The organism is Croceitalea rosinachiae (genome assembly GCF_031846445.1).
GTDB classification, from domain to species: domain Bacteria; phylum Bacteroidota; class Bacteroidia; order Flavobacteriales; family Flavobacteriaceae; genus Croceitalea; species Croceitalea rosinachiae.
Genome location: NZ_JAVRHR010000001.1, coordinates 964,352 through 977,951, shown reverse-complemented (window position 1 = coordinate 977,951; position 13,600 = coordinate 964,352). Strand labels below are relative to the sequence as shown.

Below are 13,600 nucleotides of genomic sequence, written 5' to 3'. Positions count from 1 at the left end.
TTATATTATCGAATAACAGTTATGGTACCCTGTCTAAGGGTTTTTCTAGCATTCTTGATTTTATAGTAAAATATTTGGTTCTTTTTGGTAAAAGCCACACTTGACTGCGGCCAGTTATTTTCATAACCATTCTCGTTGATTATTTCTTCTCCTTTTTCATTGTAAATGATTACGGATACCTCCGTATTTCTTGAATAGGTATTTGGAATAACCCATAAATCGTTGATACCATCACCATTCGCAGTAATAACGTTGGGTATTTCGAAATTATCACGATACGAAACGGTGAAACTTCTTGTTATTTGGCAGGCACCAACACTTGCTAAAAGCAAATAGTTTCCTTCATCTGTTAAAGTAACTGAGTCAGTGTTTGATAAAAGATTATTTCCTTCATCATACCATTCGAATGCACTGGCCCCTGTGGCCGTAACCGTTTCAGATTCTCCCTCTGGGAAAACGATAGCGTTACCGCCATCTATTTCAACAATAGAGGCATCAAAATCGGTAATTACGATTTCATTGGATTGTATAGGACATCCGTCGGAGCTAATGGAAAGCTGATAAGTTCCTGTTTCAATGGCTGCAAGTTCAGTGTCAGTTGTGGAAACGGTAACACCATCTCTTGTCCATGTATAGCTTTCGCCAGTCAAATCTGTAGTAGTGGAAATAGATACCGTCACACCGTCACATAATTGCAGATCAGTACTAGAAATTGCTAAAGTTTCATCAGAGGTTAATCTAATCCCTAAAGGATTTGAAGTAGTATTAAAAGTTGTAATGCTTCCTTCAACGGTATAGAATCCATTGTCAGAAACATCGTTTAAAGTAAGCTGGTCAGATGTAAGCCCAGGTAAATTAGTTCCATCTTTTATCCATTGATAGGTAAAAGCAGTGCGTAAAGAACTGGTCACATCAGAACGGTTTCCACCGGAATCCAGAGCGTTTATTTGAAGAACGGTTAAAGTGACATTATCGGATGAACAATCACTGTAGGTTCCTACGTAGTCAATGATTACTTCAAAGTTATTAGGAAGGACCAATGTTGTTTCTTCCGAATTCTTTGGAGGTAATGTACAAGCACCACCATTTTGAGTCACTTCGGCATAGTAAGTTCCAGCTTGATTAGCTGTAATCGACGCTGAAGTTTCACCGGTAATTGCTACACCATTTCTAAACCATTGATAGGTAGGGCTAAGTGCTGTTGTACTTACAGTAAGGTTTTGATTTTGGCCTGGCAATAAAACAAGGCTCGCATCATTACCGCGAGATACGGTATAATCTGCGGCACTAGATATTGTAATGGCATTCGATTGTTCGGCACAAATTCCAACACCTTCAATTCTTACCGAGTAATCTCCTTCAAAACCAGTAACGGAACCGTCAACCACATAAGATGAATCGTCAACAGTAGGCCCAGAAACAATGTTTGCTCCGTTGAACCATGTATATAAATAGCCCATACCGCTAATATTGGCATCAAGAGTAACAGTTTCTGTTGCGCAAAGTGTAGTTTGAGAGGGTGGGTCAATGGCCACCCCTTGTGAGGTAGCAACAACAATTTCTATAGTATTCGAAAGTGTATTGGCTGAACCCGAACATATAATTCCGTAATCTATTTCAACATAGTATAACCCAGATTCAGATACGGTCAAAGCATTTGAAGTTTCAGATAAAAGCGTCCCGCTTCGATACCAACTATACTGATAGGTATTTGCATCGGGCACATTATGGGTTTCTATACGAATGCTGCTTCCATCGCATACCTGGAGTGTTCCCCCAGGAGGAATGACACCACTCCCATCTTGGCTCACGAGAATAGGGTTATTATAACCAATAAAATACATGGAAAAAGGATCTGAGCTGGGGCTTGTAACTGAAGGACTTGTACTTCTTACCCTAAAGCGATAATTATCACCCTGCACATCTTCGGGTAGGGCAAAACTAAAATCAAAATCAAATTCAGTGTTCTTGTCCGTTGCACGATCTAGTTCTCTAGCAGAGCTAAAATTTCCATTGGCATCTGATAGTTCTAGAATAAATTCGTTGTCACCGCTGACCAAAGGTGGATTCCAGGTGAAGTTCACATAGTACTCGTTAAAACTTGCTGAGGCGCAGGCTGCAGTCCATGCAGAATTTCCAGCGAGATTAGGATTGTCTGCTGGAGTAGGTTTGTTCAACACTTGAGCTTGGGTGTTAGGTGCAAGTAGGGTGCACATAACCAGTGTTAAAAATACGCCGTAAAATGAAATAGTTTTCATAGGCATTGTTAGCTTTGGGGCCAGGCAAGAAAGATTTGGAAATTGTAGGTTTTCTAGCTTGACGGTTTTAAGATTTGTTAGCACCTAGTTTTCACTAAGTTGTATATAATAACAAATATTGCGATTATGAGTCTGCCTTAAAACTTATTGTTGTGGGGCATACCAAAACTGTTGTGAAATAACTTTATTTGTATGGAGTACCGTTGAAATACATGCATTACAACGCATTTTTGCTACATTTGCCCGATATTTCAAAGGCCATGGAAGAGACCAAAAAATCATTGAATTTTATTGAACATATTGTCGAAGAAGATTTGGCAAATGACTATTCAAAGGATAGTTTACGATTTAGATTTCCGCCTGAACCAAATGGGTATTTGCACCTTGGTCATGCTAGTTCTATTTGCTTAAATTTTGGATTGGGAGAAAGCTATGACGCCCCTGTAAACTTAAGGTTTGATGATACCAACCCTGAAAAGGAGGAAAAGGAATATGTGGATGCCATTAAGCGTGATGTTGAGTGGATGGGCTATAAATGGGACAAAGAATGTTATGCTTCCGATTATTTCCAAGAGCTCTATGATTGGGCGGTAATGCTCATCAAAGAGGGCAAGGCGTATGTAGATAGTCAATCTTCAGAAGAAATGGCCGATCAAAAGGGAACGCCAACAAGGCCGGGGACTGCAGGACCATATCGAAATCAGTCTGTTGAAGAGAATTTAGACCTTTTTGAACGAATGAAAAATGGCGAATTTGAAGAGGGCAAATATGTTTTAAGAGCTAAAATTGATATGGCTTCATCAAATATGTTAATGCGTGATCCAATCTTATATCGGGTGTTGCACAAGGCACACCATCGTACAAATACCGATTGGTGTATTTACCCCATGTATGATTGGACCCATGGTCAAAGTGATTATTTAGAGCAGGTGTCCCATTCGCTTTGCACCTTAGAATTTTTACCTCATAGAGAATTGTACGATTGGTGTTTAGACCAATTGGTATCAAAGGATAAACTAAGACCTAAACAACGAGAGTTCGCTCGAAGAAATTTAAGCCATACCATTGTTAGTAAGCGTAAGTTGCTAAAACTGGTAGAAGAAGGTGTTGTCAACTCTTGGGATGATCCTCGTATGCCAACTATTTCTGGATTAAGAAGAAGGGGCTATACCCCTGAGTCTATTCGAAACTTTGCTGATACCGTAGGTATTGCCAAAAGAGAAAATCTGGTGGATGTTTCTTTGCTTGAATTCCATGTTAGAGAGCATTTAAATAAAATTACGCCAAGGGTTATGGCTGTTTTAAATCCTTTGAAGTTGGTGATTACCAATTATCCTGAAGGAAGAGAAGAATGGCTAGATGCTGAAAATAGCCCGGAAGATGAGTCGCTTGGCTCTAGAAAAGTTCCTTTTTCTAGCGAACTTTATATAGAACAAGAAGACTTTAGAGAAGAGGCAAATAAAAAATTCTTTCGTTTAAAATTAGGTAAAGAAGTACGCTTAAAAAATGGTTATATCATTAAAGCGGAAAGCTGTACGAAGGATAAAGACGGTAATATAATAGAAGTGCAATGTACATATGACCCTAAAAGTAAAAGTGGTAGTGGAACTGAAGAAAGTTTGCGAAAAGTAAAAGGCACCCTGCACTGGGTTTCCATCAAGCATGCCATAGAAGCAGAAGTGAGAGTATATGACAGGTTATTTACAGACGAAAACCCCGATGGTCATAATGACCGTGATTTTATGGAATTTGTAAACCCAGATTCTTTAAAGGTAATTACTGGATATTTAGAGCCAAGTTTAAAAGATGTAAAACCAGGAGAGCGTTTTCAATTTCAGCGCTTGGGATATTTTAATGTGGATACTGATACTACTTCTGAAAAATTGGTTTTCAACCGGACAGTAACCCTAAGGGACACTTGGGCAAAACTTCAACAGAAAAACTAGCATAAATATTTCTTATTACAAGCAGCACAAACAATTGTTTTTGATAATACACAACAAATCGGATAACTAAAGTTTCTGGGGTTTTTGAAAACTTTAGACCTAACAGTATATTTTACTTTTCAAAAAAGGCTTAGAGGTCTTTAAAACACGTTCCGGTTTAATAATAAAAGAAAAACCCCGATGAACTAATTTCAGCGGGGTTTTTACTGCTTTTTGTTTATAAATATCTAGTCATTGTTTTTTTTTGGAACATTAGTTTTCTTCATGGACTCCCCTATCATATTGCTTGCGGTGAAGGAGGCTACCATATTGTTCAACATATCACTGCCGGCCTGCGGGGAATTAGGCAATAGAATTAAATTGGTGTTGGTCTCTTCTCCGATGGATTGCAGCGTATCATAGTGCTGCGTAACCACAATTAAAGCAGACGCCTCTTGTGAATTAATCCCTACCTTATTTAATACTTCAACAGACTCTTCAAGGCCTCTTGCAATTTCACGTCTTTGGTCTGCAATACCTTGCCCTTGTAAACGCTTACTTTCAGCCTCGGCCTTTGCTTTTTCAACAATAAGAATACGAGCAGCATCACCTTCAAACTGCGCAGCAATTTTTTCACGTTCTGAAGCATTAATTCTATTCATAGCTTCTTTTACTTGAGCATCGGGATCGATGTCAGTTACTAGGGTTTTAATAATATCATAGCCGTACTCAAGCATAGCATCTTGTAACTCACCTTTTACGGCGATTGCAATGTCGTCTTTTTTGACAAAAACGTCATCTAATTTCATTTTAGGCACTTCCGCACGCACAACATCAAAAACATAAGAGGTGATTTGATCATGAGGATATTCTAATTGATAAAAAGCATCATAGACCTTATTTTTAATAACAACGTATTGCACTGATACTTTCAATTTTACGAAAACGTCATCTAGTGTTTTAGTCTCTATGATGACATCTAATTGTTGAATTTTAAGCCCAACTCTTGCAGCAATACGTTGCACAAAAGGAATCTTAAATTGAATACCTGATTGTCTTACACTGGTAAATTTTCCAAAGGTTTCAATAATAACAGCTGTTTGCTGTTTGACAATAAATACCCCGGAGAGTATGGTGATAATGACAAAAAATATAATCGGAATCCAAATATAAGTGCCCATAATAATAGTGTTTTAAGTTTAAGTGTTTAAAATACAAAAGACAGTAATAGATAAGTAGTATTTAGCTAAGAATTGTTACAGTTGTCATTTTTGAAGGTATTTTTATGAAAATTAGAATGAATACAATTTGGTTAAAAAATAATCACCTTTCTTCTGAATTACGCAACCAACAACGCTTGAGAGTACCTATAGGTAAACTCCTCATCATGAAAGACTCGTTTTGCGTTTTTTCTTTAATCTTAGTTTTGGTTACTGCTGGTTGTGAAGATTGCAACGATTGTAAAGATTTAGTAACCAAGAATATTTTGGTGTTAGACGAGAACGGCGAGAATCTTTTGTTTGGGCAAAACGCTATTTATAATCCGCAAGTCGCGACCCTTACGGTAAATAGTGAGTCGCAGTTGTTATTGATTAATGAGGAAGCGCAAACATTGCAGTTTTTTTTTGGAAGATGATATTGTAGAATACACCTTACTATTGAACGAAAACACTACGAACACTATTTCCTTTGATTTATCTGAAAGGAAAAGTGAACGTTGTTGTGGCACACAAACCTTTTCCACTAGTACCAGTTTAAACGGAGCTATAGTTGACAACAGCGATACAATCATTATTGTCAAGTAGTTATCCTTTTTTAGGAAACCTTGGTCCTTGTGGGAAAACTCATGCGTTTATGGTATATTTAAAGAAGTAAAAGAACGCTTCTAAATACCATCCAAAATGAAAAAAATTACCACTTCCATTTTCTTTTGTCTTCTTCTTTGTTTTTCGTTTAATTTAAAGTCGCAGTATCAAGGGTCCGCAAAGCAAACCACGATAGACACTAGCTTTTATCAAGGCCTTAAATGGCGCAACATAGGTCCAAAGCGTGGGGGTCGATCATTAGGTGCCGCAGGCAGTCCCAGTCGACCGAATGAATATTATTTTGGGGCTACTGGTGGCGGGTTATGGAAAACTGTGGATGGCGGCAATGAATGGAAACCAGTTACGGATGGCCAAGTTACAAGCTCATCTGTCGGTGCAGTCGCGGTGGCAGAGACCAATCCTGATATTGTTTATATCGGTATGGGCGAAGTGCAACTAAGAGGAAGTATCACACAAGGCGACGGTGTTTATAAATCTACCGATGCTGGTAAAACTTGGAAACATCTAGGCCTTAAGGAAACACAGGCGGTTTCAAGAATACGAATTCATCCTACAAATCCTGATGTAGTATATGTGGCGGCTTTGGGCCATCCATATGGAGATAATGAAGAACGTGGTGTTTTCAAAAGCACAAATGGAGGAGAAACATGGGATAAAGTATTGTATGTAGGTCCAGAAGCGGGTGCTGTAGATTTGATTATTGACCGTAACAATCCTGAAGTGCTTTATGCAACGACTTGGCAGGTTCAACGTAAAGCTTGGAAAATGTGGGGCGGTGGCGGCCAAAGCAAATTGTGGAAATCCATGGATGGTGGTGATAACTGGATAGATTTAACGGCAAATGCAGGAATGCCAGAAGGCCCGATTGGTAAAATTGGGGTAGCAGTTTCCCCTGCCGATTCCAATAGGGTTTGGGCAATCGTTGAAGCCAATGAAGGCGGCGTGTTTCGTTCTGATGATGCAGGCAAAACATGGGAACGTACCAATGACGAGCGTAAATTGAGACAACGCGCTTTTTACTACTCAAGAATTTATGCCGACCCATTAGATAAAGAAACGGTATATGGATTGAATACAAGAATGTATATGTCAAGCGATGGTGGCAAAACTTTTGATTCTATTATTCAAACCCCACATGGCGATAACCACGATCTATGGATAGACCCAAACAATCCCAAGCGAATGATTAACTCCAATGATGGGGGTGGAAATGTGACTATAAATGGTGGCAAAACTTGGACGGAACAAGATTTTGTCACAACACAGTTCTATCATGTGATGGCCACTAACGATGTGCCGTATCACGTAGCGGGCGCACAACAAGACAACAGTACATTGGCCATGCCAAGCGATGGTTGGGGGCATATGCTAGCTAGGGGACCCAATAAAGGATGGTACTATGCCGTTGGGGGTGGAGAGAGCGGCTGGATTACGCAGCATCCAGAGGATTTAGATATATTTTATGCAGGAAGCCAGGGCGCCTTATTGACTCGCTATGATCGAAGCAATGGACAATCTAGGGATATTCAAGTATACCCAAGGTTCTTTTCTGGCGAACCGGCCGATGCTTTACCTGAGCGTTGGCAATGGACGTTTCCCATTATGTTTGCTCCGCAAGATTCAAAGGTGATGTACACCTGCTCACAGCATGTTTGGAAAACAACCAATGATGGTCAGACCTGGGAAATGATAAGCCCTGATTTGACCTATGCTGACCCTAGTACTTTAGGCAAGACGGGAGGAGTCATTACTATGGATATGAATGGACCAGAAATTTATGCAACGGTTTTTGCCTTGGCGCCTTCTTTTCATGATATCAATACCATTTGGGCAGGTTCCGATGATGGTAAAATACATATTACTCGAGATGGAGGCCAGAATTGGGAGGACATTACCCCAGCCGATTTACCTAAATTCTCTAGGGTAAGTATTATTGATGAATCTCAACATCGTCCGGGCACGCTATATGTTGCCGCAAATAGATATCAAGTTGATGATAGACAGCCCTATGTGTTTAAGACCCATGATTACGGAAAAACTTGGACTAAAATTATCAACGGAATTGCTGATGGGCACTTTGCTAGGGCGGTTCGAGAAGACCCCGTTAGACAAGGACTTTTGTTTTTAGCAACGGAGCACGGAGTTTATTTTTCTGCCAATGATGGGGAACAATGGCAGAGCTTGCAATTAAAATTACCGGATACGCCAATCAGAGATTTAGTGGTAAAAGATAATGATGTGGTTTTAGGTTCGCACGGACGAGGGTTTTGGATATTAGACGACATTCAACCTTTACGACAATATACCGACGCTATGAAAGACCAAACTGCGGTACTTTTTAAACCAGCAGACGCCATTCGTGGGATTCAAGATGCCAGTATTCAATACTACTTAAAAGAGCAATTGGACACCATTACTTTTGAAATATTGGATGCAAATGATAAAGTCATCAATACCTTTACGGGAAGCAAACCAAAGTATAAAGTAGATAAGAATATTCCTTGGTGGAGACGTGGAGGTTCTTCTAAACCAACCACAGCGCAAGGCATCAATACGTTCACTTGGGATCTGCGTTATCGAGGAGCAACGGAATTTGAAGGCATGATTATTTGGAGCGCCCGCCCAACAAGAGGGCCAAAAGCGCCTTTGGGAGATTATAAAGTTCGTATGAGAACTGAAGGATATGAGAAAACCTATCCCTTCTCGGTATTGATAGACCCCAATTTAAAGGGCATTACCAAAGAAGATTTAGACAAACAATTTGCTTTGGCCAATAAGATTATGCAGAAGACCACTGCTGCCAATGAGGCGGTTATTCAAATACGAGAAATAAAAAGCGCTATTAAAGCCGGTCAAGAAAAGATTCCAGCGAACACCTTTAATAATAAGATAGCCCCATTTTTAAAGGACATTAGCGCCGTAGAAGAGGAGCTTTACCAGGTGAAAAATCAATCAGGACAGGATCCATTGAACTTTCCTATTAAGTTGAATAACAGATTGGCCTCACTTAGGCGCAGCTTGGAAAGTGGCGATGCGAAACCAACCGATGGGGCGTATAAGGTTTTTAAAGAGCTATCAGCAGAATTGGAAACTCATTTAGGCAATCTCAGTGCGGTTTTAAAGAAAGATTTACCTGAGGTGAATACGATTTTAGAAGCTAATGGAGTCGCCACTGTAAAACTCTGAAATTTAGGTTTTACTAAGCATTTATAGTTGGCTTGAACATATAGCAGATATATGATCAATGATGATATACAGTTGTTAGCAGCAATCGAATAAAAAGAAATGAAAATAATATTAGCGAGAACAGTAACAATAATATTTTTTGTTCTCGCAATGATACATTTTTATTGGGCACTTGGCGGTCAATGGGGATTTGAAAGCACCTTGCCTAGCAATGAACAAGGAATTAAAGTACTCGATCCAAAAACGATTGACAGCATAATGGTTGGATCAATACTACTTCTGTTTGGAATCCTTTACTTGTTTTCGTTGACACTATTGAAAAACAAAATTTTAAATTTAATTCGAAATAATGGGCTTTGGACTATTCCAATAATTTTTATAATTAGAGCTATTGGTGATTTTAAGTACGTCGGTTTTTTTAAACAAATTAAAGGAACAGCATTTGCAAATTTGGACACAACTTTTTATTCACCTTTATGCCTAATTATTGGGTTAATGGGTATTTTACTTATCAAAATAAAAAATAAAAAGGCTAACGATATATGAACCCATTGACTCTCATAGAAGAAAATACCAAGTAATGAATTTGACACCGAAAGATGGTTTCCCATACTATTTTGAATTAGCAAAGAACAATTCAGTACAGTTTATATTCAAGGAAATTACAACTATAGAGACTTTGCAAAATATTAGTGAAGAAAAAGCAAGATTTCGCTATAGACCTGATAAATGGAATATCAAGCAAGTAGTCGGACATATTACAGACCACGAAAGGATTAAAATGTATAGAGCTTTTCAATTGAGCAGAAATGAAAGCGTGGAACTTTGGGGATATGATCAAGAATCATTGGTAAAGAACGGTAGATTTAATGAACTAACAATAAAGTCTTTATTGACTGACTTTTTTAATGTTAGACAATCATCAATTAGTTTTATTGATACTTTATCCGAACATCAATTAAATATAAAAGGCATGGCTCGACAATTTGAGATAACCCTTGAAGAATTTCTTAGGTCGATTGTTGGGCACGAAAAACACCACATAAAGATAATCCAAGAAAAATATCAATTGGAATAAATTACGAGAGCTAGAAAGGTGTATGAAGTAATGCTCCCTTTTGATCCCAATCCTCATATACTAGCAGTTAAGCTTCATTATAACCAAATACTACCAATGATAAAATTCTTTAGAAAAATTAGACAAAAACTACTATCTGAAAATAAATTCAGTAAATATCTGATTTATGCAATTGGCGAAATTTTGCTTGTTTTAATAGGAATTCTTTTAGCTTTTCAAGCAAATCAATGGAAGGAAGATAAAGCCGAGCAAGAATTAGAAATCAAATTAATTACAGAAATCCAAAATGGATTAAAAAATGACTTAATTGACGTAGAAGTCAACCATGAATTTCATAAAAAAATACTTAAAAATCAATACAAAGTTATTGACTGGCTGCAAAACGATTTAGAATTTCATGATTCTATAACATATCAATTTTCAATGGCGACAAAAAGGACTTCCTTTCTAGTTTCAAAAGCACCTTTTGAATCATTGAAAGAATTTGGACTAAATAGAGTATCAAATGATTCCATAAAACATAAAGTAATTAGACTGTATGATGTTTTATATCCCACTTATGAAAGAGTAGTTTCACATTACTATAATCATGACGATAAACTTCTTGATGCTGGCATTAATTATTTTTATGGATGGGATATGTCACCAACAGTTTATGCTACAAAACCCAGGAATATTCCGCAATTAAAAAACGACCATGTCGTTTTAATGCGATTTAAAAACCTGACAAATTTTAATATTTTTTTGATTGGCGTAAACGCTCAAATGGAAAGATTGATAACTGAAATTATTGATTTAATTCAATTAGAATTGAATGAATAATAACAATAGCTATAATTGATTGTGGTTTTTTGCCACATCGAAATAAAAGCTTAAATCAAACGCCTGGGTTCCGATGGAATCATAACCTAGACGGTTATCCGCATTATAATTATAAAGCCTAAATCATCTTAACTATGGAACTTAAATTAAAGAAACCAATATTGCGATTAGTTGTTATCTTTCATATCGTAATTGGGTTAAGCGCTATTAATGCTCAAGAACATGTCGACCCTTTTAAATCTGATACTATGGAAATAGCCTTTATCATGTTTGATGATTATGAGACTTTGGATGTCTTCGGCCCAGCAGAAATTTTCGGTCGCCTAGTCGATAAATACAATCTTACTTTTTATTCGCTTAAGGGAGGGGTAATAACCAATAGACATGGGGTTCCGATTATGACCCAGAAACTTGCAACAATCAAGAGCCAACCAAATATTATTTTGGTGCCCGGGGGAATGGGCACTCGAAAAGAAGTTGATAATACTGAGCTTTTGACTGCCATAAGAGAACTTTCTCTAGCCAGTGATTATGTGCTTTCGGTTTGTACAGGAAGCGCGCTTCTTGCCAAATCAGGGCTTTTAGATGGAAAACAAGCTACCTCAAATAAAAGAGCTTTTTCATGGGCCTCATCTCAAAGCGCGAACGTAGACTGGGACAAAAAAGCGAGATGGAAAGTAGACGGAAAGTATTACACATCTTCAGGTGTTAGCGCTGGTATGGATATGTCACTAGGCTTTATTTCTGACAGGCATGGGATTGATTTTGCCAGAAAAGTTGCGAAAGAAATTGAATATAACTGGATTGAAGAAAAGGATAACGATAATTTTATTGCGGAATAGATAACGATAAAATAAAATTTTAGCTGGCATTTATCCTAATTCAGAAATAGCCTTCTCAATCCGTTCCAAACAAGCTTCTTTCCCTATCATTGCTAGAATATCAAAGAGGTGAGGCCCTTTTAAGTCCCCTACAATGACCAAACGCAATGGCCCCATCACTTTACCAAAAGAGAGTTCATTTTCAGTAATCCAAGCCTTGATTTTGGTTTCAAGATTGGTTGAGCTAAAGTCTTCTGTATTGTTAATGATTTCTGCAACTTTTTGCAGATAAGCAGGAGTTTCTTCTTTCCACTGTTTTTTAACCGGTTTTTCAGCGTAGCTTTTTGGGGCCTCAAAGAAGTAGCTGCTCAGCTCCCAAAAATCAGATACAAAATCTGCTCGTTCTTTAATTAGTCCAACCACTCGCGCAACGTAATTGTCATTCCGAACGGAGAGAGGAATCTGCTTATCGTCTAGCACCGACTGAAACAAACCAGCTAATTCTTCATCTGTTTTTGATTGTAGATATTGATGGTTGTACCATTTGGTTTTTTCTGGGTCAAAACGAGCGCCAGATTTATTTACGCGTTCCAGACTGAAAGCCTTGATAAGCTCTTCTAATGAAAATAGTTCTTGTTCAGTTCCTGGGTTCCAGCCTAGCATAGCCAAAAAGTTGACTACGGCTTCCGGGAAATAGCCCGCCTCACGATACCCTTCCGATTCAGTCCAAGACAACGGAAAAACCGGGAATCCACCTTTTTCACCATCACGTTTGCTCAATTTCCCTTTTCCAGTAGGTTTCATGATTAAGGGTAAATGTGCGAATTGGGGGGTATCCCATCCAAAGGCATCATACAACAAATAATGCAATGCTAATGATGGCAGCCATTCCTCTCCACGGATTACATGCGAGATTTGCATCAAATGGTCATCTACAATATTCGCCAAGTGGTAGGTAGGCATACCATCACTTTTAAAAAGAATTTTGTCATCGAGAACATTGGTGTCAATTTCAATAAAGCCACGGATGAGGTCCTGAAGTTTCAACTTTTCATCTTGTGGAGATTTGAAGCGTATGACATAAGGGTCTCCTGAGGCTATTTTTTCTTTTCTTTCTTTATTAGAAAGTGATAGCGAATTATCCAGTTTTAATCGATTGTGCCAGTTGTAAATAAAAGTCTTGCCCTTGACTTCATAATCTTTGCGGTGAAAATCCAATTTCTCAGGCGTATCAAAAGCATAATAAGCCTTGCCCTTTTCAATAAGCTCCAAAGCATATTTTTCATACAGATGTTTCCGTTCGCTTTGTCGGTATGGGCCGAAGCCTCCATCTTTTTCCACACCTTCATCAAATGGAATTCTGCACCAATTCAATGCTTCCACAATATAGGCCTCCGCACCTTCAACATATCGATTTTGATCGGTATCTTCAATTCGCAAAACGAAATCGCCACCGTTTTTTTTTGCAAACAAATAGTTGAACAAAGCGGTGCGAACCCCACCAATATGAAGCGGCCCTGTTGGACTGGGTGCAAAACGGACTCTAACTTTTTGACTCATTGCTTAAAATTGAGCAACAAAGATAGTATTTGTGTTAGGCATATAGAAACCGATTAAAGGGGGCTATATGGCGTTTTTAACAAAATGTTTTCTATAATTTTTGGTGCTTCGGGCTATCTTGGTT

The 13,600-nt window shown here is 38.3% G+C and carries 10 protein-coding genes; 7 read left to right on the top strand and 3 right to left on the bottom strand.

Going from position 1 to position 13,600, the window contains the following annotated elements; all coding sequences use genetic code 11:
- Positions 1-5: 5 nt before the first annotated feature.
- Entirely contained in the window at positions 6-2,258 is a 2,253-nt protein-coding gene (locus tag RM706_RS04510; RefSeq protein WP_311349835.1) for a T9SS type B sorting domain-containing protein, read from the bottom strand.
- A 260-nt stretch (positions 2,259-2,518) separates the two neighbouring features.
- On the opposite strand from RM706_RS04510, the gene RM706_RS04505 reads away from it, so the two are divergent.
- Positions 2,519-4,204: a glutamine--tRNA ligase/YqeY domain fusion protein gene (locus RM706_RS04505; RefSeq protein WP_311350453.1), complete on the top strand. Its 1,686-nt coding sequence runs from the start codon at positions 2,519-2,521 to the stop codon at positions 4,202-4,204.
- Between the two features lie 227 nt (positions 4,205-4,431).
- Here the strand turns inward: RM706_RS04505 and RM706_RS04500 are convergent, their stop codons facing one another.
- The gene (locus tag RM706_RS04500; protein ID WP_311349834.1) at positions 4,432-5,364 is read right to left on the bottom strand and encodes an SPFH domain-containing protein; all 933 of its coding nucleotides are present in this window, start codon (positions 5,362-5,364) and stop codon (positions 4,432-4,434) included.
- 206 nt (positions 5,365-5,570) lie between these two features.
- Here RM706_RS04500 and RM706_RS04495 point away from each other — a divergent pair, with 206 nt between their 5' ends.
- The 6 genes from RM706_RS04495 to RM706_RS04470 all read left to right on the top strand — a co-directional run bounded on the left by RM706_RS04495 (position 5,571) and on the right by RM706_RS04470 (position 11,937).
- A complete protein-coding gene (locus RM706_RS04495; RefSeq protein ID WP_311349833.1) occupies positions 5,571-5,819 on the top strand; it encodes a hypothetical protein in 249 nt (82 codons plus the stop codon).
- 265 nt (positions 5,820-6,084) lie between these two features.
- The gene (locus RM706_RS04490; protein WP_311349832.1) at positions 6,085-9,195 is read left to right on the top strand and encodes a VPS10 domain-containing protein; all 3,111 of its coding nucleotides are present in this window, start codon (positions 6,085-6,087) and stop codon (positions 9,193-9,195) included.
- Between the two features lie 99 nt (positions 9,196-9,294).
- A complete protein-coding gene (locus RM706_RS04485) occupies positions 9,295-9,741 on the top strand; it encodes a DUF3995 domain-containing protein (RefSeq protein WP_311349831.1) in 447 nt (148 codons plus the stop codon).
- Between the two features lie 34 nt (positions 9,742-9,775).
- Positions 9,776-10,273, top strand: coding sequence for a DinB family protein (locus RM706_RS04480; RefSeq protein WP_311349830.1), 498 nt, complete (start codon positions 9,776-9,778; stop codon positions 10,271-10,273).
- Positions 10,274-10,369: 96 nt separating this feature from the next.
- Entirely contained in the window at positions 10,370-11,095 is a 726-nt protein-coding gene (locus RM706_RS04475) for a DUF6090 family protein (RefSeq protein WP_311349829.1), read from the top strand.
- 134 nt (positions 11,096-11,229) lie between these two features.
- Positions 11,230-11,937, top strand: a complete 708-nt coding sequence (locus tag RM706_RS04470) for a DJ-1/PfpI family protein (protein WP_311349828.1) — start codon at positions 11,230-11,232, stop codon at positions 11,935-11,937.
- A gap of 30 nt (positions 11,938-11,967) precedes the next feature.
- Here the strand turns inward: RM706_RS04470 and gltX are convergent, their stop codons facing one another.
- Positions 11,968-13,476, bottom strand: a complete 1,509-nt coding sequence (gene gltX, locus RM706_RS04465; protein ID WP_311349827.1) for a glutamate--tRNA ligase — start codon at positions 13,474-13,476, stop codon at positions 11,968-11,970.
- Positions 13,477-13,600 lie beyond the last annotated feature (124 nt).

What these genes read in the sequence shown, in the direction of transcription:
- RM706_RS04505 (WP_311350453.1), top strand. Translation starts at nt 2,519, where the DNA reads ATGGAAGAGACCAAAAAATCATTGAATTTTATTGAACATATTGTCGAA.
- RM706_RS04470 (WP_311349828.1), top strand. Translation starts at nt 11,230, where the DNA reads ATGGAACTTAAATTAAAGAAACCAATATTGCGATTAGTTGTTATCTTT.
- RM706_RS04485 (WP_311349831.1), top strand. Translation starts at nt 9,295, where the DNA reads ATGAAAATAATATTAGCGAGAACAGTAACAATAATATTTTTTGTTCTC.
- RM706_RS04480 (WP_311349830.1), top strand. Translation starts at nt 9,776, where the DNA reads ATGAATTTGACACCGAAAGATGGTTTCCCATACTATTTTGAATTAGCA.
- RM706_RS04510 (WP_311349835.1), bottom strand. Translation starts at nt 2,258, where the DNA reads ATGAAAACTATTTCATTTTACGGCGTATTTTTAACACTGGTTATGTGC.
- RM706_RS04490 (WP_311349832.1), top strand. Translation starts at nt 6,085, where the DNA reads ATGAAAAAAATTACCACTTCCATTTTCTTTTGTCTTCTTCTTTGTTTT.
- gltX (WP_311349827.1), bottom strand. Translation starts at nt 13,476, where the DNA reads ATGAGTCAAAAAGTTAGAGTCCGTTTTGCACCCAGTCCAACAGGGCCG.
- RM706_RS04495 (WP_311349833.1), top strand. Translation starts at nt 5,571, where the DNA reads ATGAAAGACTCGTTTTGCGTTTTTTCTTTAATCTTAGTTTTGGTTACT.
- RM706_RS04500 (WP_311349834.1), bottom strand. Translation starts at nt 5,364, where the DNA reads ATGGGCACTTATATTTGGATTCCGATTATATTTTTTGTCATTATCACC.
- RM706_RS04475 (WP_311349829.1), top strand. Translation starts at nt 10,370, where the DNA reads ATGATAAAATTCTTTAGAAAAATTAGACAAAAACTACTATCTGAAAAT.